Source organism: Paraburkholderia sp. HC6.4b, assembly GCF_014200875.1.
Lineage (GTDB): Bacteria > Pseudomonadota > Gammaproteobacteria > Burkholderiales > Burkholderiaceae > Paraburkholderia > Paraburkholderia tuberum.
The window spans coordinates 188,837-210,492 of record NZ_JACHDC010000011.1; the positions used below are offsets into that span (position 1 = coordinate 188,837).

Genomic DNA, 21,656 nt, shown 5'->3' on the forward strand with positions numbered 1-21,656 from the left:
GCAATAGTTCGATCGAATCGTTCAGCCGGTGTTTCGTAATCCAGGGTCTTTCGTGGTCGCTCGTTCAGCCTTCGTCCCACTCGTGTAGACTGCGCGGTTGTCCCAACAGATCGACCACCTCGGCCCGGCTCTTCCTCCTGGGTCCGGCGTGTGTCAATGCCCGCGTTCGACGCGCCCCCGACAACGCTTGATGGTTTTGACCAGCTGGTAGCAGACCCGAGCGAGTACTCGATCGAGCCGCCAGCGGAAGAACAAATAAAACGGATGCATTTCTGGAACACCCCCTGATTGAAGCGGAAATCGAATTGCTGGTTGATTGCCTGATCGGCGACGCCGCGCCGGACGAGGCAATCGATGTCGCGTCGAATTCCCGATCCAGCGAATTCGACATCGCGACACGCACGCTCGCCGTCGACGGCTGGTGTGTCGTGTCGAACTTTTTGTCACAGAGCCAGACGCAGGCCTTATCGACCGAATGCATGGCCATGCACGACGCGCAACTGCTGACACCAGCCCGTGTGGGGGCCAATCGCGCTGCCACACTCTTGCGCGGCGATAGCACGCACTGGTTCCAACCCGACGCGCTGAGCACGCGGCAGCAGGCGTTCGCCGATCGCATCGACGCGCTACGGAACGCGCTCAACCGCGACCTGTTTCTCGGTCTGGTCGATAGCGAATCACACTACGCGGTATATCCGCCAGGTGCCGGATACGCACGCCACCTCGACTGCCTGCGTAACAGCGACAGCCGCGTGATTTCCGCTGTGTTCTACCTCAACGAAGCGTGGCAGGACGCCGAGGGCGGCGCACTGCGGCTATACCTTGCCGATCAGTCTTATCACGACGTCTTTCCGCGCGCCGGAACGCTGCTCTTGTTTCTCTCGGCGGAGTTTGAACACGAGGTGCTGCCCGCCACGCGCGACCGCATGAGCATTGCATGCTGGATGAGGCAGCGGGTGTAAGCCGAACCGCGTGCGCATCTGTGGTTAGCGTCCAGGATCGCGCCCTTTCGGATCAGCTTGACAATCAATTGCCGGATTTCGTTAGTGTCCAGTTCGGCATGGTGCCGATGGCATACGCGCGAAGCCAACGCCGAGTCACGACAATGTGGCCGAGCTCGGAAGCTCAATCAAGCCGTGAGCCCTCCTTTCGCCCCCGTCACCCTGGGTGCAGCAGACGCGGGAACAGAGTCCCCAAAAAGTAGCTCAGTGTTGGAGATTTTCCTCGCAATCTTCCCAGTACCGAAGCGGGTCGCGATGTTGTGGATAGTGTAAGTTGAGCCACTCTGACAACCGGGCCCAATCGGGATGGTTGGTACCAGTTTGAGCCGACCAGATCGACGACCTCTCAAGTACTCGACCGTTCACGCGATCACGGACGAGCAAGCTGCCCAGTCCGCTTGAACTGTTCGTCTGTGACTCAACCAGATACCGCGGCAGAATCCTGAGCTCAGCATCCTCGGCCCACCCGTATATGGCGCGGACCACGCCGGACGGATCTCGCAACTCTATGGGTCCGCTTTCCGGGCGAACGGCTGTCCAACCTTCAGGAAACTCAGTGACAACCTCGTTTTTACCTTCCCTTACCCACTTCGCCCGCCATGCCCTCGCCATCGACTCGCGCATGCGAGATACCGACTCGTAGGCAGCAGGCAACTCGATCGCCATCGGAAGAGTAATGAGGTTGTCTTTCCAGAGTTTGGCTTCGTCGTCGACGCGCTCGACCTCGTCGAACACCCCTGCATCGAATGGGTTCTCTGGCCGGCTCGATACTTTCACGTTCCCATTAGGCAGACCCTCGAAAAGGCGCTCAGCATCATGGCGGGTAAGTTTCGTCTTTCCTTTCTTCATTTGGCTCTCTGCAACAAGGTTGTCGCTAACGCGTAGGCCATAACGACCGAAATCGGGCGCCACTTCCTCTCACGCGCGGTTGAAGATGCTCACGATCCTATTCTGCGCTATTCGCATGTTACCGGCTTGCGCGGCGGCAATGGCGCGGCGGCTTATGCCGCCGCTCCTGCCGCCGGACATCAGACGGGTCGATCCTCGCACAGGATCAGAGGATGAGCGGACGGGCGTCTAACGATTCCAGCAAACTATTGCATCCACCGGTTGAATCCGCCACCCTTTGCAGACGGTCACGATAAGTGGAATTCTACGGCCGGTATCAGAGGCGATTCAGCCACTTGGCACGCCTGCATTCCGACTAGCTTCTCCCGCGCCCCGGAAGGAATTGACCCAGTTATCAAGCAAGCGCCGTGGCGGCTGATCGCAAAGGCTTACCACTAGAATTCGGACTGCGGGAACGGCGATGCACCATTGAGCCAGTCGTAATGCTCAACATTGACTCTTGACTTCAGTACACCTTTGTTGCGAACGTTGCCGTCGTCATCTTGAGCGTTATCCGACGAAAATCTCAGCGCCACACCGACGGTGGCGTCCGCAAACCGTGCTGTCAGATTTGCGCTGCTCGTGCAGTCTACCGGTGCACTCAGGGTGCCGGTTGTCACGATCGCTCCTCTTTCCAGCGTCCGACCTTGGCGCGCGAACTCCTTCCAAAGGAACGCAAGGGATTCAAACGGCCGAGTTCGATCATCGCCATTAAGCGTTGATGCGATACGCTCACCGTTGCGCCAGATGCCTGCATCCTCATCAAAGGAACAATCATCTGCAAAGGGGATTTGCTCGCCGCAGATTAGTGCGTGGAATCCAAGGTTATCGGCAACGAAGCTAGGCTGTGCGACTGCTTTCCTGTCGATGTATCGGCTACACACGACCTCGATGGCAACAAAAGCACGATCAAGCATTGACGTATCGAACGCTTCTTTTGCAGGAGAAACCGTGCGACCGAAGCGAAAAGCAACCTCGGTTTCAAGCGTCGCACGACTATCGACGCGAAAATTGAGGATGCTGCCCGAAGGTGGGACTCGCGATTGGACCAAGCACCCGGTGGCAGGAGCGTTGATTAACTCGCCGCGCAGTCCGCGCGGCGAGGCACCCGCGATTTTCCATCCAATCACTGGCTCGCCGATACGCTCGACAAAAAGCGCCTGTGCGGCGTAGCCGCCACTCAGCGAACTGGGTCTTGATCCGGGCGGCAAGTCTCCAAGCCCCAGCCCGGTCTGCCACGACCATTCCAAGTGGGCCGCGGCGGCAGCGGGATCGAAACGCATCTGTTCCACTCCTTCAACGTGGGCGTGCTCTGTTACACAGTGGACGAATAGCTCGGGGAAAAGGAAGCCCCGCCCTAACGGCAAGGCTGTCGTTCCGAGTTGGCTTAGACGTCCTTGGCTCGAAGTTGAGCCGGGAAGGCCCAGATAGCGATCGCTGCGCAAAGCACGCACAATGCGACGATCGTGTAGAGCGCAGGAGTTGTGCTTCCGGTCAAATCGCTAATACGGCCGACCATCACAGGGCTGACGATGCCGCCCAATTGCCCGATCGAATTGATCAGTGCGATACCGCCCGCAGCACCCACACCGGTCACAACCTTAGGCGGGAGTGTCCAGAACGCCGGAATCGTGGTCAGCATGCCCGTACCGAGAACAATCAGGGCGACGACCAGCGCAACCGGGTTCTTCGCGAAGATGCCCGCGCCAAGAAAGCCTAAGGCGGTGAGCAGCATGCAACCTGCGAAAACCATTCGACGATTCCCAGAACGATCGCCCAGCTTGCCCATCGTGAGCATCCCGATGCCACCAAACAAGTACGGGAGGGCTGTGAGTAGACCGATGGTAGAGGGGTCTTTAATTCCCGACGAGCGAATGAGCTGTGGCATCCAGAAGTTCATTCCGTAGGACGCGATCTGAACGAGGAAGTACGCCAGCGCCAGAATCAGGAAGGCCTTCGACTTCAACGCACCGAGAAACGAGTGGCTTTCGGCCTTCTTCGCGTCGGCATCGAGTTTGGACCGCAAAAGAATCTTCTCGTCGTCATTGAGCCATTTGGCATCTTCGACACGATCGTCAAAGCGGAAGAGCACCACGAACCCCAGCAGCACGCAGGGCAAGCCACCGATCAGAAAGTTCCAATGCCATGCGGCCATACCCATGAAGCCGTCGAAGTGCGAGAGGATGAAGCCCGACAAAGGCGCACCGAGGACGCCGGAGAACGCCAGGGCGAGAAAAAGCAGCCCACTGACGCGGCCGCGATGCTTCGCAGGAAACCAGGTCGAAAGGTAATAGAGGACGCCTGGTGCGAAACCCGCCTCCATCGCGCCGATGATAAAGCGAGCAATGTAGAACTGCGTCTCGCTCCGAACGAAGACCATGCACGCCGTGGCGATGCCCCACGAGATCATGATGCGCGCGATCCATTTGCGCGGTCCGACACGAAAGAGAAACAGATTGCTCGGAACTTCGCAGGCAACGTACCCCACTACGAACAGGGCAGCACCCAGGCCGTAGGCAGTATCGCTCAGCGCAAGCTCCTTCTGCAGATGAAATTTCGCAAAGCTGATGTTGATTCGATCAAACCATGCGAACAGATAGCAGATGATGATGAGCGGAATAACGCGAAGTTTGACCTTCAACATTAGCGCTGTTTCGGCATCGCGTATTGCTACGCCACCTTCCAATGCCTTATTGATTTGCATATGCTGCCCCTTATGTCTCTGGTAAAGGGTAGGTGTCGCGGCGTTGTTTTAACGCAGCGTCCAAAACCGTATGTCCGGGTAAGTTCGGCTCGATAGGAACGGCTCAGTTCAACTGCGCAGGCCCGGAATCTTTTTTTGCGTTCTCGTTTCCAAGGAGCTGTTCCTGCACGCGACTAATTCGCTATTTGCCTTGGCGGCTCATGATTGTCTCCATTTCGCTTGTTTAGTATCGGTGCGATTCGCCTGTCACTGTCGGACGAAGAACGACACCCACCCGTTGCCGGGTGGGTGGATCTCATTACTTGGTGAAGTTGGCTTCGCGCGCCTTGATGATCGCGACTACCGTGTCATTGACAGGAGTCGGCACGCCGTACTTCCTGCCTTCGCGGGAAATTGATCCGTTGATCGCTTCGACTTCGCCGCGACGGCCGAGGTTATAGTCGAGCAGCATCGAGGGGCGAGCATTGGGAATCTTGCTTCCAAGCTTGCGAATGTGCTCGATCGGATCGCCCACATCGAGGCGGATGCCAGCGGCTTTCGCCACCGCAATCGCTTCTTCCGCCGCGCCCTTTGCTACACTCCAGGCACTGGGGTTCGCCATTACTTCGCCGATGGTCATTCCCGTTGCACACGTGGTGCCCGAGAACGCGACGTTCATGATCAGCTTTTCCCAAACCATCTGATCAAGATCGCCGAAGATCGCAACCTTGAAGCCCGACGAGCGCCAGATTTCAGCAGACGCTTCGAGGTCATCACGCGACAGACCACGATAAGCGCCGAAGCGAATCATTTCCATGCCGTTGTGGTGTGCATGACCGGGTGCGCGAATCGATGCTCCAAAGCCTCCTACAACGCCTATCGCGATCCGGTTCTCTCCGAGGATCGTCGCAGCCTTTTCGGCAGAGCCCAAACCGTTCTGAATGGTTTGAACAACTGTCTTCGGACCGAGGAGTTGTTCCGAGGCACGAGCGGCAGCCTCAACGTCGAACGCCTTCGTCGCGATGATGACGAGATCGCACTCGCCAATACCATCGGTTGTCGTGCTGGCGTGAATCGGCACCGTGCGGTCGCCGCTGGCACCTTCAACACGCAGTCCTTTCTTTTGCATCGCGGCCACGTGATCGGGCCACAGACAGATCGCATGTACTTCGTGGCCGGCGCTCACCATCAGACCAGCGTATACGGAGCCCATTGCTCCGCTGCCTACAATCGCTATCTTCGCCATTTCCGTGCTCCTTAGTGGCTAAGCACGGAGATGATTGCCTTCGTGACGCTTTCCGTGTTGCCGTTGCCGCCGATGTCCGGGGTGCGCGGACCGTCTTGCAACACCTTGGCAGTCGCCTGGCGAATCGCCGCAGCAACCTTTTCGCAACGCGGATCGTCATTCTGTCGGGCGATCCATTCGAGCATCATCGCAGCGGACAAGATCGTTGCAATCGGGTTGGCTACGCCCTTGCCGGCGATGTCCGGCGCGCTGCCGTGGCTCGGCTGGAAGATGCCGTGCTTCAGGCTCACGTCGCCCGAGGGTGCGACGCCGAGACCACCCACCACACCGGCTGCGATTTCCGAGGTGATATCGCCGAAAACGTTCTCAGTCACCACCACGTCATAGCGTTCCGGGTTGGTGACAAACATCATCGAACCGGCGTCGATGTAAATCCGGGCAGTGCCGATGTCGGGGTGACGTTCCGCGACTTCATCGAACACCTTGCGCAGAAAGGCGTTGCTGCGCAGCACGTTCGACTTGTCCAGAAGCGTGACGTGACCGGGCGTGCCATGTGTCTCGCGACGCTGCCTGGCTTGCTCGAACGCCAGTTCAAAGAGTTTTTCGCTGGTAGCGCGGGTGATCGTCAGGCGATCGCTGACAGCTTCATTGCTGGATTCCTGCTTGTCGTGACGACCAGCGAACAGACCTTCCGTCGTCTCACGGATGACGAGCATGTTTACTTTCTCGGCCTTTACACGCGTCGGCACGCCGGGGAACAGCTCGCAGGGACGCAAGCTCGCGAACAGGCCATAGCGTTCGCGCAGATCGATTTGAGGCGCAATTTCGGTACCGTCATCCTTGCGAACAGTCGGCAGACCCATCGCGCCCAGGAGAACAGCGTCTGCCTCGCCGACGGCAACCGCGTCAGCTTCGGCCATTGATTCGCCAGTGCGCTGGTAGAGGTTTGCGCCTGCTTCGTAGGTCGTGTATTTCAGCTCGACGCCTTCGTTCCCAGCCGCCGCCTTCAGGACGCCAACCGCAGCGTCAACCACTTCAGGACCGATACCGTCGCCCGGCAGGAGGGCGATTTCGTATTGCGCCTTGCTCATCTTCGTGTCTCCAGATCTAACCGGCGCCGTTGCGGTGCCGTTGGGTCAAATAATGGAGAAGGCGGGCTGGTCCGTGAATTAGTCTTTCGCTAGCCAGCCGTAACGAACCGTTATGGCTGCCTTACGCGTCACGGCGCGCGGCCGCCCGAGCCTGAAGGTGCACTACAAGGCTCTCAGCCGCTGGCGAGAGGGCTTTGCGGTTGCGAATCGCGATGCCGAGGCGACGACGTGCCCAAGGCTCCTCGAGGGGCACTTCGGTAATTCCTAAGCGTTTGACGAAAAGTTTGGTGAGGTTGCGAGGGGCAACCGCAATGCCAAGGCCTGACGAAACCATCAAGCAAAGAGCATCGTAGCCGGTGACCTGTATCCGGAGCCTGAACTCCTTTTGGAGCCGATTGGCGATCTGGGTGAGCTGAGTGTTGATCGCACTCCCAGTACGAAGCCCTACGAAATCCCACGAGAGAGTCTCCTCGAACCGAGTATGTCTTCTGCCTGCCAGCGGATGGTCGCGCCGCACCACCACGGCCAACTCGTCTTCCTCATAGGGCAGAGTCTCGACGCTCTCTGCGTGAGGCTCGACAGTGAAGATTCCGACGTCTGCGGCGTTCTCAGCGACTGAACGCAGCGTGACAAGGCTGTTGCGTTCCTCGAGCCGGATCTCGACTGCCGGATGGTCGGCAAGAAAGGTCCCGAGGTCATCGGGCAGGAACTGGGTTATCGCCGAGATATTTGAAAAAACTCGCACCTGCCCCCGCGTACCGGAGGCGAAATCCAGCATCTCGCTGTGAATGTCGTCGAGGTAGTTGACGGCGCGACGTGCAAGATTCAGCAAAACATACCCAGCAGCAGTTGGCTCGACGCCTTTATGATGGCGCGTCAACAAAGTGGTTCGCAGTGTTTCTTCGAGCGCGCTGATGCGCTTACTCACGGCCGGCGCGGCGATGTGCTCTCGTTCCGCGGCGGCTGCGATGCTTCCTTCTTCGACCACAGCGATGAAAAAGCTGAGAGAAACGGGATCAAGCTTCATAGGCGGCTCTCTGGCCATTCGTTGCACGCACTAAATTCATTGCTTCAGCGTCCCTTTGGCATCAGGGGAGGAGTTTAACTGACCCACTCGTGGCGCCCCCCGGGCGAACGCCCAGTGCCCATGTATTGATCCCGCGCTAGCCCAATGTCAACGGTGCAATCCCTCAAAGGGCGCCTCTCGAGGTCGCACTTTGATAGCGCTTGTTCCGGTACTGATGCATCGATTCGCCTGGATACTTGGATGGCTGGCCGGTACCAGGGTGGGACTGGTCATTTGGATGTCGGATTGCGGCGGCTGTCAAACGTCGACTTATGGCCGAACCCAGAAATTCGGGTTCCGGCCGAGACTCACGGAGTGCGCCAGCGCCGCGAATTCGGGATTCCGCTGAATGCGAGCAGGCCTGCGGAGTGGCCGCTCGCCCCGCTCCAATCAGAGGTTCGACACGCAGCCATTATTCGACTAGGCTTATCAGAAGCCCCATGCTGCACAAACGCGTTGAAAACCCGCCAAGAAAGATTCGATTCAAACATCTGTTTGCAGGGTATCTCACGATAGGCTACCGACCATGGACGACATCTCTCCGCAGGCCTTCGTCGATGCCGCGATAGCCTATCAGAAGACTGCCGCGGTGAAAGCCGCCGTCGAGCTCGATCTGTTCACCGCGATAGCGGACGAGCACGGCGACGTTAAGCGTATAGCCGAGCGGGTAAAGGCCGCCGAGCGCGGTGTGCGCATACTCTGCGACTTTCTGACCGTGCACGGGTTTCTGCAGAAGGAAACGGGACAGTACCGATTGACGCCGTCGACCACCGCATTCCTGACGACTTCCTCGCCGGCCTGGATGGGGAGCATCGTGGATTTCCTGGCGGCTCCTGAAATGACGGCACTGTGGCTGGACGACCCCGCCGCGTTCGTTCGCAACGGAGGAGCCGTGGGGCTGGGCAACATCGAGCCCGAGCATCCCGTCTGGGTGAAGTTTGCGCGTGCGATGGCACCGTTCGTGACACAAACCGCACAGAGCATCGCGCAACACGTGAGTGCGCGGCCTCAGGCACCGAAGCGCGTGCTGGACATTGCAGCCGGGCATGGGCTGTTCGGAATCGCGATCGCCGAAGCGATTCCCGGCGCGGAAATCGTGGCGACCGACTGGCAACCGGTTCTCGAGGTCGCGACGGAGAACGCCGCAGCGGCCGGTGTCAGTTCGCGTTACCGCACGGTCGCCGGCAGTGCGTTCGAAGTCGATTGGGGTACGAATTTCGATCTGGCGCTGGTCACGAACTTCCTGCACCACTTCGATCCGCCAACCTGCGTGGAATTACTCTCGAAAGTCCGCAGGAGCCTCAGTCCCGCAGGGCGAGCGCTCGCGGTGGAATTTGTTCCCGACGAGGATCGCGTGTCGCCGCCGTTCGCCGCCGCGTTTTCCTTTATGATGCTTGCGTCCACGCCGCAAGGCGACGCGTACACCGCGCGCGAACTCGAGCAAATGGGCCGCGAAGCCGGCTTTTCCAACGTAACGGTGATGCCGCTGCCACCTTCGCCGCAAGCCCTCGTTGCATTCGAGTAGCGCACACCCCTCGCGCTCCAGGCACCGCATTTCGTAATGGAGACGGCGTTCAGACGATGTCGATGTTGAAGGTTGCGCTGCCGGCCGACCTGACGGTCGACGCCGGGGTGTGCTCGGCACGGGCGCGGGCGGCTATCTTCCGCCGTCGCGAACGCCCGACGACGTATGCTCTTGCTGACGTACAAAACCTGGTCGATCTTGCTCATCCTGCGGGTCGATGCCGCTCGCAGCCTCGTCGATACCGGAGAACTCTCACTTGCAGTGATCGCCAGAGAGACCGGATTTGGCGATACCGAAAGAATGCGCAGAGCATTCGTCAGGACGCTCGACCACCCCCTCATTGCTTCACGGAATTTTCAAGAAGGGTTCCGCACCTTGTCCACGGCTCAGTCCCCGCACATGGTTGCGGCGCGATTGGCAGCAAACGTGTACACGGCGATCCGTCAGCGGGCCGCGCATAATGGTTGCCTGCCTGAAGGCGGTACGTTTCAGCGGAGATCGAAGTACGGATGCCGAAAGCAGGCGCGTCCGGCGACGCCAAGCACATCACTTGCGGGCTGGATGGTCGCCACCGCGAGACCCGCTCCTGCGAACGCGCACGCGCCGGACACCAGCGCGACTGCGCGCAGCGCGTCAGTGATGGCGTCGGCTTCCGCCTTCGCCACGGGTGTCTGCGGCGGCGTATGAGCATCGCCGGCTGCCGCCGCAGCTTGCGCGTCCGGCTCCAGCAACCGCCCGGTCTGGCAGCTTGTCACCCATCGATCCGCCCACCAGCACAAAGGACCCGAGAAAGAGCAGGTAGGCGTTGACGATCCACTGCATCGCCGCAACGCTCGCGTGGAGCTCCCTCTGAATGGCAGGCAGCGCTGCGCTGCGGCGGTCCCGAACCGAAATTCCCGGTTTCTGTGGCACGATTCACCGTCCGCTTCACTGATACCGTCACTGCCAACCGGGCACTGCCAACCGGCCACTGCGTCAAGACGATTGAAATAGTCGAAGAAATCCAAGGTCCCCGATTTCACGAACTTTGGCATCCGGCAACGTTCCACACTACCACCGCTTTGCGGCGTGCTATTTCTCCGGAACCGGATTGACGGGCGAGGCCGTTTCTTCCGCATCGTTTCGCGCGATGCCCGGCGTCGCCCCACGGACCGATTGCCGCAAACGCGTGAACGCCTGGCTCGTGCGTGCATCGCGTTGGTCGCGTGCGTCGTAGAAGTCCTTGCTGAGCCACTGGCCGAGACTCATCATCAGCGAGCCCAACGCGCTCTTGAAGCGCACCCATGCGTTGCCGGTGCGCGCCAGTTGCGCGGCCGCCTCGACCGCCTCGGCGGCGAGCCGGTCCAGTTCCGCGTGCAGATAGTCGGCGAAGTGATGCAGGCCATGCTGATTGCCATTCGACGATTTGCGCTCCAGTTCGACGTGCTGCGCAATCAGCGATTGATTGGGTACGCGAATAAACGGCGGCGTATCGGTGCGCGCGCCGCCGCCACGGCGAATCGCCACACCGAGGTTCGCGGACGCCTCGGTGCGCTTGCCGAGCGGTGGCATTTGCCACTTGTCGCACAGGTACTTCAGCAGGCTGCAATGATCGAATCGTTCGTTGCACACGCCGGCTTCGCACCACGGTGACACCAGGATGGCGGGAACACGCACGCCGAGTCGTTTGAAATCGAAGCTCGCGGTGTGGTCGTCGGGTGCGAGCACGTCGGCCGGCGGCGATACGTGGTCGTAGAAACCGCCGTGCTCATCGTAGAGGACCACCAGTAACGTGCGCTCCCACAGCGCCTGATTCGAGCGCAGCGCATTGTAGGTATCCGCGATCAGCTTCTCTGCCTTCATGATGTTGTGCGGCGGATGATCGTCGTTCTGCGCTTCGCCGAAGTACTTCGGCTCGATCAGTACGAATTGCGGAAACTGACTGGCGGGTCCCGCTGCGTCCTCGAAGAATTGATCGAAAGAGCGGTAATTCGCAAGGTTTTCCGCGCGTCGCTGGTTCTTCAGCAGCAACGAGGCGGGGAAGTCGTAGAAATAGACGCTCCACGTTTTGCGCGCGGCGTTCAGCCGATCGAAAATCGTGTCCTGATCCTGCTCGGTGTACCAGTGCGGATTGAGCCCGTCGAGTCCCGAAGGCATTCCGATCTCGCCTTTCGACGTACCCGTCAGCGCGAAAAAACGGTTGGGCCACGTCGGCCCCGGCAATGACGAGAACCACCGGTCGCACACGGTGAATTGCGAACCGAGCGTGTGCAGCGCGGGCAGAAAGCCGAGCGGGTAATAGCCCATCACGTCTTGCCGCGCGGCGAGGCTGCTCTTCGGGTAGTCGTTCACGAACGTACGCACGAAACCGCTGTTGTCGGCGGCGATCTGTTCCATCACGGCCTTGTGCTCGTGATTCGGATCGTCCTTCATCTGCCGCTCGCGCGTTTCACGCGGATAGAAGGTGTGGCCTTGACCGTCGGCGTTCGATTTGCCGGCCGCGTTGCGCACGCCGTCCAGTTTGTCGTGCACGGCGTCGAGGCAGCCGAGCATCTGGTCGAACGAGTGATTCTCCATCAACAGTAGCACGACGTGTTCGATCGGATCGTTCTGCGCGTTCTGCTCGACGTCACTCATCTTTTATCGCTCCACTCGGGACGGGATGGACTTCGCGTTGCCAACTTAGCGCAAAACGCGCGCTGGCGAAAGAGCCCTGCTTTGAGGCGGACATGCACGCGACGGTCAATGTACTTCGTCGTATGCATGATTCGCTTAACGTAGCATCGACTCAACTGCCGCCCGAGAAGATCGGACCTTGCCCGCCCGGCGCGAACGATGGGAAGTGGTCGCCGGACGGCGCGGCCGTCGCCGGTGCTTGCGCTCCCGACTGCGACGCCGGTTCGCGCAACGTCAACGCGCTATCGGCCGTGATCGGCACGCTCGGCTTCGCGAGCAGCTCGGTCTTGCGCATCGAGCCGACCGACGTGCCGAAGTAATAGCCGATGATGCTGATCCACGCGGTTCCCAACGCGCCGACGATCACGTTGACGAGATCCTTGTTGGTACCCGGCAAAGGCTGGAACGCCATCAGCAGCAAAATGCCGAAGAAGCCGGCGGTGACGGCCATGGCGAGCACCTTCGGGACCCAGTCGCGATTGGCGACACCCATCGCGCGTGCATTCGCGGTGTCGCTCGTGGCGATGCGGGCCATGTCGGCGTCGTGCGCGAGGCTCGACTGCGCGGCCGTCACCATCAACTGCTGCAATTGCAGCGAATTCGCGCTTTCGGCCTGGCGAAGTTTTTCGAGTGCGCCGGGGTCGTTCAACGCGGGTTCCACGAAGGCCGGGTCGCCCGGCGTGCCGAGCGCGTGCGAGATGATCGCGGCGGCAGCGGTCACGCCGAGGCCGACCGGCCCCCCTACGAGCCCGGCGAGAAGCGGGGCGGTGCTGTTGATATTCTTCGCTACTTTAGACCAGTCCATCATGCTGCTCCCAGGAGAAGATTGGCTGCCATGCGTTCGGTCCAGCCGCGGCTGAAACTCGGCCACGAATGCAGGTTCCGCAGGTACCGCAGACGATACGCGGCGAAGCGCATCACGAACTTCATCGGATCGGCGTTCTTGACCGCATCGAGCGTGTCGGGGCCGAACTTGCCGTCTTCCCTGGCGCCGGACGCTTTCTGCATCCACAGCACGACGAGGCCGCCGTTGTAGTTCGCATCGAAAATCTGGAAAGCCACGCGCGGATCGAGTTCGTCGAGATGCAACGGGTCCCAGTACCTGCGCTTGGCGATCTGATGGGCGGTATCGAGCGGCAGGTCTTTCATCGCGCCGTTATAGCCCTCACTGCGCGCGACGCGCGCTGTCACACCCCACATCGTTTCGCCGCCTGGATCGGCCGGATTGAAGCTGTACCCGCCTTCGTTTCCGATCAAGGCTTTGAATGCATCTTCGAAGCTGTCCATCGAACTGTCTCCTGTTCGGCTGTGTTGCCAACTCAAATGGCGAATGCGCGCGGCTCAGGCCGCTCGCATCACCCGTCCTACGGCGTCGCTTACCGTATCGAGCGATGCCCGAAGCGGGTACGACGTCATGGGATTCGAAACGGGCTTGACGCGCAGGTCAGGCCTTGATGTCCGGGTGTCGGCTTCGTCGGGCGATGCGTCCGTCGAGAGCGCCAGCTCGCGTTCGCGCGCCGACAACGTGCCGGCGTCGAGCTGCAATGCCTGTGCATACTTGCGCGCGGCCTCGCGCAGCGCGCCTTTGTGTTCCAGCGCGTGGCCCCATTCCACATAGGACGGCGCGAGATCGGGACGCAACGCGACGGCGTGCGACAGCTTGTCGATCGCTTCGTCGTCGTGGCCGGTTTTGACGAGCGCCTCGGCCCAGTCGTGCAGCGTGTCGACGGAGTCGGGGTTCATCTTGGCAGCTTGCCTGAATGCTTCGAGTGCTTCGTGATCGTGCTTGTTCGAATGCAACAGCACGTCGCCGAGCAGTCGCAGGTTTTCAGCGGTGCGCGACTTTTCCTTCGCGCCGGCCCGCAGTTCCTTTAGCGCATCGTCGATGCGGTTCTGCTGTTCGAGCGCAATGCCGAGACTCGCGCGCAGCACCGCCGAGTGCTTGTATTGGGTCAATGCTTCACGGATCTGCTGCTCGGCTTCTGTCGAGCGCTGCTGACTGTCGAGCAACCACGCCTTACCCGCGACTGCCCATTGGGCTTGCTCGGATGAGGGCAACGCGAGGACTTCGTCATAGATCCCGACGATCTCGCGATAGTCGCATTGCGCGAGCGAGCATTTGGTCTTTTTTTGGACCTGCGTGAACAGATGACTGGCGAGGATGTTAGGTTCGGCGAGGCGCATCGCCGTGACTGCGATGTCGCGCACGAGCTTTTCGAGGTCGCGCCCTTCGAACGGCACCGTGCTTTCGCGGCCGTTGAACGGTCCGTGTTCTATCTGCACGTGCGCGACGTATGAATCCGCGCTGCCATTCGTCTTCGTGATGCCGATGTGCACGGCGACATCGTCGCGTTTGAGCACGCCTTTGATGAAGCGCACCGTCGTCGCATACGACATTTCCTGACCCGGAATCTGGATGTCCTGCTGCGCGTCGTTGCTGGTCATCGTGTCGTGCGGAATCGATTCGGCATCCTGGCCGATTTCCTTCATCGCCGACATGATCCGCTCGGCGAGAAAGTTCGCCGTATAGCCGCGCTCGGTCAACGTTTGCGGTGTCTCCACCGGCGGTACCAGCAATTGACGCGTGAGCACGCCGCGCACGACGAGGCAGATGGAACCGATCGTCAGTAGGATGAACAGCCAGGGCAGGACATACGGCCAGAGGCGTTTCGGTCCGCGGCCGATCACACCGGCGGTGCGCAAGCCGAACAGCACGAATCCGCTCGAATGATGACGATCGCGGCGATTCGCGGCGCGCATGAACGGGCCGCCGTACCCGTTGGTTGACCGGCGTTGACTCTGTGCACTCGACATGACTCACCTCGCTTCGATCCGCGATCGATGTTGGCAATCGCCTGACTTGCGCGGTGGGGTATGCATCGAGCGTGCCATAGCGCATGGAACCGGCTGGCAGCCGGATGTTGGCTTCTGGTGGGGGATTGAAAGAAAGAAGTGTTGCGAGGTGACCAACGTATTGCGAAAAACAGTTTGCTGGCGGGAGACAGGATGTGCGTTAGCAAATAAAAATGCCGCTCAGTCCAGAAGACTGAGCGGCATCGGTGCAGCGAACTACTGTTTGTGGACTCTGCGCTGCCCTGGCTTAAACCGAACTCGGCCGCCACTTCAACAATCGACTCTCCACCGCGGTCAGCAGGTAGTCGGCGGCAAGCGCGACCACCGCCAGCACGATCATCGCCGCGAACACGCCGGCCGCATTGAACGCGCCCTGCGCGGTGGAGATCAGCAAGCCGATGCCCTGCTTCGAGCCGAGAAACTCGCCGACCACCGCGCCGACCAGCGCAAAGCCGAAGCTCACGTGCAGGCTCGCGAGAATCCAGCTGAGCGCCGACGGAATCACGACCGAGGTCGTCACCTGACGGCGCGACGCGCCGAGAATCTGCGCATTCGCGATCATGTAGCGATCCGCTTCGCGCACGCCCTGGAACGCGTTGGCGAACACGACGAAAAACACCATCACGACCGCGAGCGCGACTTTCGATGCCATGCCGAGCCCGAGCGCGATCACGAACACCGAGCCGAGCACGACGCGCGGGATCGAGTTGGCGATCTTGATGTAGAGACTGAACACGTCGGAGAGCAGCTTGTTGCGGCCGAGCACGATGCCGCAGAAGATGCCCCCGATCGAACCGATGATGAAGCCGAGCCCCGTTTCCTCGAGCGTGACCCACACCTGCGTGAGCAGCGGCCCTTGCGAGGTACCGTTCACGAACCAGTCGACGATCTGAGCGAAGATCTCGGTCGGCATCGAGAAGAAGAAAGGGTCGATCCACTTCAGGCGCGCGGACAGTTCCCAGCCGCCGAGCACGACCACGAGCAGGAGAATGCGCAGCGAAATCACCAGAACCTGGCGCTGGCGGATCTTCTTCTGCGCAATACGCTCGACGTGAGCGAGCGACGCGGCGTCGATGCCCGAGGGCATCATCTGTTGAGAGGGTGTAGACATGTTTGCCGTTCCTTGATTAACCGATCTGCACTTCTTCGCGCAGGTCATGCCAGATATCGCGCGAAATTTCGATGAAGCGTGAGTCGTAGCGGATCTCCGATGTGACGCGCGGTCGCGGCAGATCGATTTCGTAGACTTTCTTCAGCGTGGCGGGGCGGGCAGTTAGCACGAACACGCGGTCGGCGAGCGCAATCGCTTCTTCGAGGTCGTGCGTGACGAACACGACCGAGCCGGCGCCGCCCCACAATTGCAGCAACTCGTCCTGCATCAAGGTGCGCGTCTGCATGTCGAGCGCCGAGAACGGCTCGTCCATCAGCAGGATTTCCGGCTTGTTGATGAAGGTCTGCGCAAGCGCGACGCGCTTGCGCATGCCGCCGGACAGTTGATGCGGATAGTGCTTGCCGAACTTGTCGAGGCCAACGCGGCGCAGCCATTCGTTTGCTTCATCGTAAGCGGCCGATTTCGAGCGGCCGCGATACAGCGGACCCGCCGCGACGTTGTCGAGCACCGAGCGCCACGGAAACACCGCATCGGCCTGAAACACGAAACCGATGCGCGGATCGATGCCGTCCACCGGCGCGCCCATCACGCGCACTTCGCCGGTGGTCGGCTTCAGCAAGCCGGTGATCATGCTGAGCGTGGTGGACTTGCCGCAGCCGGTCGGGCCGACCACCGCGACGAATTCGCCGCGTGCCACCGACATGCTGAAGTCGCGCAGCGCGATCGTGGCCTTGCCGTCCGGGGAAATGAAACGGCACGACACGTTGCGCATTTCGATCGCTGGCGTCTCGCGTGACATAGGTTGATTCATCGGCGGGTGCCTCGCAGTTCTGTGAAGATGAAAGAAGCGTTACTTCGACGCGGTCTTGACCGGCGCCGACACGTAGTCGTTGGTGTAGGTCTTGGCGAGATCGATATGCTTGCCCTTCACCGACGGATTGAATGCGGACAGCACCTTCAGCACCGTATCCGGGCCGTCGGCGGGCATCTTGCCGTCCTTCGTGAACATCGGCAGCGACGCCTTCAGCGCGTTCACGTACAGGTCCTTGTTGTTGCCGTAGTAGTCTTTCGGCATCTGCGCGGCGATGTCCTCGGCGCTATGCGTCGCGATGTAGTTCAGCGTCTTCGCGAACGCGTGCGAGAGCTTCGCGGCCTCGTCCTTGTGCGCTTCGGCCCACGCGCGCTGCACGTAGAAACTCGAAGCGGGGTAGGTGCCGCCGAGCGCGGCGCGCGTGCCGTCCACGTTGCGCATGTCGACCAGCACCTTCGCGTCGCCGGTCTTGAGCAGTTGCGAGACGGTCGGCTCGGTGGTCATGCCGGCGTCGATGCGGCCTTGCTTGACGGCGGCGATGAAGCTGTTGTCCGCGCCGACCGGCAACATCGTGTATTGCGTCGACGGCACGCCCGCGCGCTGCGCGAGGTACTGCGTGAGGAAGCTGGTCGACGAACCGAGGCCGGTCACGCCGAGCGTCTTGCCTTTGACGTCGGCCATGCTCTTCAGCGAATCGGCCGCCTTCGTCGAGACCATCTCTACTTCGCCCGGCACCTGGCCGAAGACGACGAGCGCCTGCACTTCCTTGCCCTTGCTCTGCAGGTCGATCGTATGATCGTAGAAGCCGACCACGCCTTGCACCGCGCCCGCGAGCAGTTCGTTCTCCGCATCGACACCGGCCGGCTGCGACAGGATCTCGACGTCGAGGCCTTCGTCCTTGAAGTAACCGAGCTGCTCGGTGAGCTTGGCCGGCAGATAGATGATCTTGGTGGCGCCGCCGACCATGATCGTGATTTTCTCGGCGTGAGCGGCGGCCGATGCGGCGGCAAGGGCGAACGCAACTCCTGACACAGCGGCAATCTGGCGCAAGGTACGCATGAAGCAGTCTCCTTAGGTGGGTCGCCGCGACCCCGTGGTGCGCGGCGCTTTTCTGGGTCAATGGGGGCGATTATAGAAACGCGAAACCTTCTGGCAGCTTTCGGGGTTTGGCGCAAAACATGGGTGTTAACCCGAAAAAGCGCCGAAAATGCGCCGAAAATGCGCCGACATTGCGCGCGGATCGGCACTGCGCTCGCGGCGGGCACTGGACGTATGCGGCAAACCACACGGTATGCGCGCGGCCCTCTTGTTTTAAGGCACAATCGACGACCTGACTTTTGCCGTTGCCGCCATGAAGCTGCTGCTGATCGAAGACAACCCCACGCTTGCGCACTGGCTCGCGAAGATGCTGGAGCAGGAGGCCTTCGCGCTCGACGCCGTGCAGGACGGCGATGAAGCCGACCGCCTGCTGCGCACCAATCACTACGACGTGATCCTGCTCGACCTGAACCTGCCGAAGCTGTCGGGCAAGAACGTGCTGCGCCGGCTGCGTCAGCGTGGCGACGCGACGCCGGTGCTGATCCTCACCGCGAGCGGCTCGATCGACGAGAAGGTGGAGCTGCTCGGCGCCGGCGCCGACGACTATCTGGTGAAGCCGTTCGAAGTGCGCGAGCTGATCGCGCGCATCAAGGTGGCGATTCGGCGGCAGTCACCGTCGAAAGCGGGCGAGGTGGTGTGCGGCGATCTGTCGTTCGACATCGACACGCGCCAGTTCACGCTGAAGGGCGCGCCGCTGAACGTGACGCCGCGCGAGCGTTCGGTGCTCGAAGCGCTGATCCTGCGCCTCGGCAAGACGGTGACGAAGCCGGCGCTCGTCGATGCGATCTTCACGCTCGCCGACGAGCCGAGCGAGGATGCGGTCGAGATCTACATTTCGCGTCTGCGCAAGAAGCTCGATGGCAGCTCGGCCGCGATCGTCACGCTGCGCGGGCTCGGCTATCTGCTGCGCAAGCGGGAAGACGACCAGTAACGATGGCCAATAGCCTACGCATACGCCTGCTGTGGTGGCTGCTCGTCCCGCTCGCGCTTTATGTGTTCGTGACCGGCAAGACCGAGTACGACAACGCGCGGCACACCGCGAATCTGGTGCAGGACAATCAGCTGGTCGCGTCGGCGCGGATGATCGCGGGCGAGGTCGAATGGAGCGACGGCTTTCTGCGTGTCGATGTGCCGCCCGCCGCGCTCGAGATCTTCGCATCGCCATATCGCGACCAGGTGTTCTATAGCGTGCGTGTCGACGATGGGCGGCTGCTCGCGGGTACGCCTGATTTCCCGCCGCGTCCGCTGCGGGCGCCCGACGTGCCGGATTCGTACTACACGCAGTTGCGCGGCCAGCAGGTGCGCGCTGTCGACATCGTGCGGCTCATGTACGACAACGGCGCGACGCGTCCCGTGCGCGTGACGGTCGGCAAGACCGTGCGCTCGCGCGATGCGATGACGCAACAGCTGTGGCGGCCGCAACTCGTGCGCCAGCTCGAAATGATCGCGCTGGCGGTGGCGCTCGTTTGCATCGGGCTCACGTTCGAGTTGCGGCCGTTGATGAAGGTGAAAGACGAGGTGGCCGACCGCGATCCGATGCAGCTCGAACCGATTCGCGTCGAGCGTCTGCATACGGAACTGCGGCCCATCGTCGATGCGATCAATCAGTGCATCGCGCGGCTCGGCGTGCAGGTGGCGGCGCAGCGGCGCTTTATCGCCGACGCCGCGCATCAGTTGCGCACGCCGCTCACGCTGCTCGGCACGCAACTGCAATTCGCGCGGCAGCAGGAAGGCCTCAATCCCGCGCTCGACGAAGCGCTTGCCGCGATGCATCGCAGCAACCGTTCGATGGTCGGGCTCACCAACAAGCTGCTTTTGCTCGCGCAGGCCGAGGCCGCCGACAACTCGCAGCTCGCCATGGAACGCGTCGATCTGGTGCCGCTCGCGATGGAGGTCGTCGAAGATCTCGGCCTGCTCGCGCAGGCACGTGAAATCGATCTGGGCGCGGAATTGCACGGCGCGGCGCCGGTGCTCGGACATCGCGGCTTGTTGCAGGCACTGATCGCGAATCTCGCCGAGAACGCGATTCGCTATACGGGCAGCGGTGGTCACGTGACGGTCGCCGTGAACGCTGATACCGCGGCCAATGCGGTGACGGTCAGCGTGACCGACAACGGCCCCGGCATTCCGGCCGAATCGCGCGGCCGCGTGTTCGAGCCGTTCTTTCGTGCGTCGACGGATACCGAGGGCACGGGCCTCGGTCTTGCGATCGTGCGCGAAATCGCGGACGCCCATCACGGCGAGATCACGCTGAAGGCGGGCGAGGGCGGCAAGGGTGTGCATATCGCCGTGACGTTTCCGCGCGCGACGCCGAAGTGATCGGGACAAACCCGAGGTTCGCGCAACATGCACAGCCGTGAAAGCATCGGGAAGGGTTCGCACCTTCGAAATCACGGGCAGGCGACCCGCGCGGCGCCCAGACGCAAGATAACGGAGACACCCCCAATGAAGCTTTCCTTGACGCGTTGCTCGCGCGCGGCCTATGCCGCCGTCGCGGCGTCGCTCGCGCTGTGCGCGCTCGCGAGACTCGCGACGCCTGCGCAAGCCGCCGCGCCGGAGAAACTCGCGATCATGGTGGGCGGTACCAACAAGCTCATCTATCTGCCGGCGCGTCTTGCCGAACGGCTCGGCTATTTCAAGGCCGAAGGGCTCGACGTCGAACTGCTGTCGCAGCCGACTGGAATAGACGGCGAAAACGAAATGCTCGCGGGCGCGGTGCAGGGCGTGGTCGGCTTCTACGATCACACGATCGATCTGCAGACACGCGGCAAGGAAGTGAAGACGATCGTCGTGTTCAGCCAGGTGCCCGGCGAAGTGCAACTGGTCGCGGCGAAATCGGCCGATTCGATCCGGAGCATGGCCGACGTGCGCGGTAAAACGCTCGGCGTGACGGGGCTCGGCTCCTCGACGAGTTTTCTCACGCAGTACCTCGCACAGCGCGCGGGCGTGCGGTCCACGCAATACACGCTGCTGCCGGTCGGCGCGGACAGCAGTTTCATCGCGGCGATGCGGCAAGGACGCATTCACGCGGGTATGACGACCGAGCCGACCGTCACTCGACTATTGAAAGCGGGCGACGCCAAAGTACTCGTCGACATGCGCAATGTCGATGGCACGCGCGCCGCGCTCGGAGGCATGTATCCGGCGTCGAGCCTCTACGTGCAAAGCACGTGGCTCGACGCGCATGCCGACGTAGCCGCGAAACTCGCGCGCGCATTCGTCAAGACGCTGCGCTATATGCACACCCACAGCGCGGAACAAATCGCCGCGCAGATGCCAAAAGAAGACATCGGCAACGACAGGGCGCTGTATATCAGCGCATTGCAGGCCTCGCTGCCGATGTACACCGTCGACGGCAAGATGCCAGCCGACGGTCCGCAGACGGTGCTGAAGGTACTGTCGAGCTTCAATCCGGCGGTGAAGGGGCGGCATATCGATCTGTCGCGCACGTTTACCAATCGGTTCGTCGATGAGGTGAAGCCTTGAAAGCGGGCTGACCGCGTGGGTCGCTTCGAGCACAAGATGAAGCTTCACAATGGTTGCGTCGTCGCGACGACGTTTGGCGCGAAGAACCAGTTGCAATTGACGACGGGCATTCGCACGCGGTTCTGAGTTGCGGGACGGCTTG

At 61.3% G+C, this 21,656-nt stretch carries 19 protein-coding genes and 1 pseudogene; 5 read left to right on the forward strand and 15 right to left on the reverse strand.

Translation table 11 applies throughout. The features are described 5' to 3' along the window. The first annotated feature begins 305 nt into the window (after positions 1-305). Entirely contained in the window at positions 306-962 is a 657-nt protein-coding gene (locus HDG34_RS18575; protein ID WP_221309172.1) for a 2OG-Fe(II) oxygenase, read from the forward strand. Between the two features lie 243 nt (positions 963-1,205). On the opposite strand, the gene HDG34_RS18580 is transcribed toward HDG34_RS18575, so the two are convergent. From HDG34_RS18580 to HDG34_RS18605, 6 genes are all read right to left on the reverse strand, one after another. Further along, positions 1,206-1,850, reverse strand: a complete 645-nt coding sequence (locus HDG34_RS18580; protein WP_184046304.1) for a hypothetical protein — start codon at positions 1,848-1,850, stop codon at positions 1,206-1,208. Between the two features lie 434 nt (positions 1,851-2,284). Next, positions 2,285-3,172 (reverse strand): hydratase, encoded by an 888-nt coding sequence (locus HDG34_RS18585; protein ID WP_184061624.1) that lies wholly within the window; start codon positions 3,170-3,172, stop codon positions 2,285-2,287. A gap of 104 nt (positions 3,173-3,276) precedes the next feature. Next, positions 3,277-4,593 carry an MFS transporter gene (locus HDG34_RS18590; protein WP_184061625.1) on the reverse strand — a complete coding sequence of 439 codons (1,317 nt, stop codon included), beginning with the start codon at positions 4,591-4,593 and terminating at the stop codon, positions 3,277-3,279. A 298-nt stretch (positions 4,594-4,891) separates the two neighbouring features. Next, entirely contained in the window at positions 4,892-5,818 is a 927-nt protein-coding gene (locus HDG34_RS18595) for a ketopantoate reductase family protein (RefSeq protein WP_184061626.1), read from the reverse strand. A gap of 11 nt (positions 5,819-5,829) precedes the next feature. Next, positions 5,830-6,909: an isocitrate/isopropylmalate dehydrogenase family protein gene (locus tag HDG34_RS18600; protein ID WP_184061627.1), complete on the reverse strand. Its 1,080-nt coding sequence runs from the start codon at positions 6,907-6,909 to the stop codon at positions 5,830-5,832. A gap of 121 nt (positions 6,910-7,030) precedes the next feature. Continuing rightward, positions 7,031-7,936 carry a LysR family transcriptional regulator gene (locus HDG34_RS18605; RefSeq protein ID WP_184061628.1) on the reverse strand — a complete coding sequence of 302 codons (906 nt, stop codon included), beginning with the start codon at positions 7,934-7,936 and terminating at the stop codon, positions 7,031-7,033. Positions 7,937-8,501: 565 nt separating this feature from the next. Between HDG34_RS18605 and HDG34_RS18610 the strand changes: the two genes are divergently transcribed. Continuing rightward, the gene (locus tag HDG34_RS18610; protein ID WP_184061629.1) at positions 8,502-9,500 is read left to right on the forward strand and encodes a class I SAM-dependent methyltransferase; all 999 of its coding nucleotides are present in this window, start codon (positions 8,502-8,504) and stop codon (positions 9,498-9,500) included. Between the two features lie 488 nt (positions 9,501-9,988). Here the strand turns inward: HDG34_RS18610 and HDG34_RS18615 are convergent, their stop codons facing one another. From HDG34_RS18615 to HDG34_RS18650, 9 genes and pseudogenes are all read right to left on the reverse strand, one after another. After that, on the reverse strand, positions 9,989-10,255 hold the full coding sequence (locus HDG34_RS18615; RefSeq protein ID WP_409259434.1) for a hypothetical protein: 267 nt from the start codon (positions 10,253-10,255) through the stop codon (positions 9,989-9,991). Next, positions 10,212-10,373: pseudogene (locus HDG34_RS40180) on the reverse strand (MFS transporter); the annotation flags it as partial. The pseudogene HDG34_RS40180 and the gene HDG34_RS18615, both read right to left, overlap by 44 nt. Before the next feature lie 198 nt (positions 10,374-10,571). Then, on the reverse strand, positions 10,572-12,116 hold the full coding sequence (locus HDG34_RS18620; RefSeq protein ID WP_184061630.1) for an alkaline phosphatase family protein: 1,545 nt from the start codon (positions 12,114-12,116) through the stop codon (positions 10,572-10,574). Between the two features lie 151 nt (positions 12,117-12,267). Further along, positions 12,268-12,960 carry a hypothetical protein gene (locus HDG34_RS18625; protein WP_184061680.1) on the reverse strand — a complete coding sequence of 231 codons (693 nt, stop codon included), beginning with the start codon at positions 12,958-12,960 and terminating at the stop codon, positions 12,268-12,270. Continuing rightward, positions 12,960-13,442, reverse strand: a complete 483-nt coding sequence (locus tag HDG34_RS18630) for a glycoside hydrolase family 108 protein (RefSeq protein ID WP_090807511.1) — start codon at positions 13,440-13,442, stop codon at positions 12,960-12,962. Before HDG34_RS18630 ends, HDG34_RS18625 begins: the two co-directional genes overlap by 1 nt. Before the next feature lie 54 nt (positions 13,443-13,496). Then, entirely contained in the window at positions 13,497-14,969 is a 1,473-nt protein-coding gene (locus HDG34_RS18635; protein ID WP_184061631.1) for a tetratricopeptide repeat protein, read from the reverse strand. A 286-nt stretch (positions 14,970-15,255) separates the two neighbouring features. Next, positions 15,256-16,119, reverse strand: coding sequence for an ABC transporter permease (locus HDG34_RS18640; protein WP_184061632.1), 864 nt, complete (start codon positions 16,117-16,119; stop codon positions 15,256-15,258). Between the two features lie 16 nt (positions 16,120-16,135). Further along, positions 16,136-16,930 (reverse strand): ABC transporter ATP-binding protein, encoded by a 795-nt coding sequence (locus HDG34_RS18645; RefSeq protein WP_184024643.1) that lies wholly within the window; start codon positions 16,928-16,930, stop codon positions 16,136-16,138. A 39-nt stretch (positions 16,931-16,969) separates the two neighbouring features. After that, positions 16,970-17,989 (reverse strand): ABC transporter substrate-binding protein, encoded by a 1,020-nt coding sequence (locus HDG34_RS18650; protein ID WP_018423693.1) that lies wholly within the window; start codon positions 17,987-17,989, stop codon positions 16,970-16,972. A gap of 292 nt (positions 17,990-18,281) precedes the next feature. On the opposite strand from HDG34_RS18650, the gene HDG34_RS18655 reads away from it, so the two are divergent. From HDG34_RS18655 to HDG34_RS18665, 3 genes are all read left to right on the forward strand, one after another. Continuing rightward, complete coding sequence (locus HDG34_RS18655) at positions 18,282-18,959, forward strand: response regulator (RefSeq protein WP_018423692.1); 678 nt, start codon at positions 18,282-18,284, stop codon at positions 18,957-18,959. A gap of 2 nt (positions 18,960-18,961) precedes the next feature. After that, on the forward strand, positions 18,962-20,347 hold the full coding sequence (locus tag HDG34_RS18660) for a sensor histidine kinase (RefSeq protein ID WP_184061633.1): 1,386 nt from the start codon (positions 18,962-18,964) through the stop codon (positions 20,345-20,347). 126 nt (positions 20,348-20,473) lie between these two features. Further along, positions 20,474-21,514, forward strand: coding sequence for an ABC transporter substrate-binding protein (locus tag HDG34_RS18665; RefSeq protein ID WP_184061634.1), 1,041 nt, complete (start codon positions 20,474-20,476; stop codon positions 21,512-21,514). Positions 21,515-21,656 lie beyond the last annotated feature (142 nt).

Bases quoted from the DNA above. Each gene is read 5' to 3' on its own strand.
- HDG34_RS18580 (WP_184046304.1), bottom strand. From the start codon at position 1,850: ATGAAGAAAGGAAAGACGAAACTTACCCGCCATGATGCTGAGCGCCTT.
- HDG34_RS18585 (WP_184061624.1), bottom strand. From the start codon at position 3,172: ATGCGTTTCGATCCCGCTGCCGCCGCGGCCCACTTGGAATGGTCGTGG.
- HDG34_RS18590 (WP_184061625.1), bottom strand. From the start codon at position 4,593: ATGCAAATCAATAAGGCATTGGAAGGTGGCGTAGCAATACGCGATGCC.
- HDG34_RS18595 (WP_184061626.1), bottom strand. From the start codon at position 5,818: ATGGCGAAGATAGCGATTGTAGGCAGCGGAGCAATGGGCTCCGTATAC.
- HDG34_RS18600 (WP_184061627.1), bottom strand. From the start codon at position 6,909: ATGAGCAAGGCGCAATACGAAATCGCCCTCCTGCCGGGCGACGGTATC.
- HDG34_RS18605 (WP_184061628.1), bottom strand. From the start codon at position 7,936: ATGAAGCTTGATCCCGTTTCTCTCAGCTTTTTCATCGCTGTGGTCGAA.
- HDG34_RS18610 (WP_184061629.1), top strand. From the start codon at position 8,502: ATGGACGACATCTCTCCGCAGGCCTTCGTCGATGCCGCGATAGCCTAT.
- HDG34_RS18620 (WP_184061630.1), bottom strand. From the start codon at position 12,116: ATGAGTGACGTCGAGCAGAACGCGCAGAACGATCCGATCGAACACGTC.
- HDG34_RS18625 (WP_184061680.1), bottom strand. From the start codon at position 12,960: ATGGACTGGTCTAAAGTAGCGAAGAATATCAACAGCACCGCCCCGCTT.
- HDG34_RS18630 (WP_090807511.1), bottom strand. From the start codon at position 13,442: ATGGACAGCTTCGAAGATGCATTCAAAGCCTTGATCGGAAACGAAGGC.
- HDG34_RS18635 (WP_184061631.1), bottom strand. From the start codon at position 14,969: ATGTCGAGTGCACAGAGTCAACGCCGGTCAACCAACGGGTACGGCGGC.
- HDG34_RS18640 (WP_184061632.1), bottom strand. From the start codon at position 16,119: ATGTCTACACCCTCTCAACAGATGATGCCCTCGGGCATCGACGCCGCG.
- HDG34_RS18645 (WP_184024643.1), bottom strand. From the start codon at position 16,930: ATGAATCAACCTATGTCACGCGAGACGCCAGCGATCGAAATGCGCAAC.
- HDG34_RS18650 (WP_018423693.1), bottom strand. From the start codon at position 17,989: ATGCGTACCTTGCGCCAGATTGCCGCTGTGTCAGGAGTTGCGTTCGCC.
- HDG34_RS18655 (WP_018423692.1), top strand. From the start codon at position 18,282: ATGAAGCTGCTGCTGATCGAAGACAACCCCACGCTTGCGCACTGGCTC.
- HDG34_RS18660 (WP_184061633.1), top strand. From the start codon at position 18,962: ATGGCCAATAGCCTACGCATACGCCTGCTGTGGTGGCTGCTCGTCCCG.
- HDG34_RS18665 (WP_184061634.1), top strand. From the start codon at position 20,474: ATGAAGCTTTCCTTGACGCGTTGCTCGCGCGCGGCCTATGCCGCCGTC.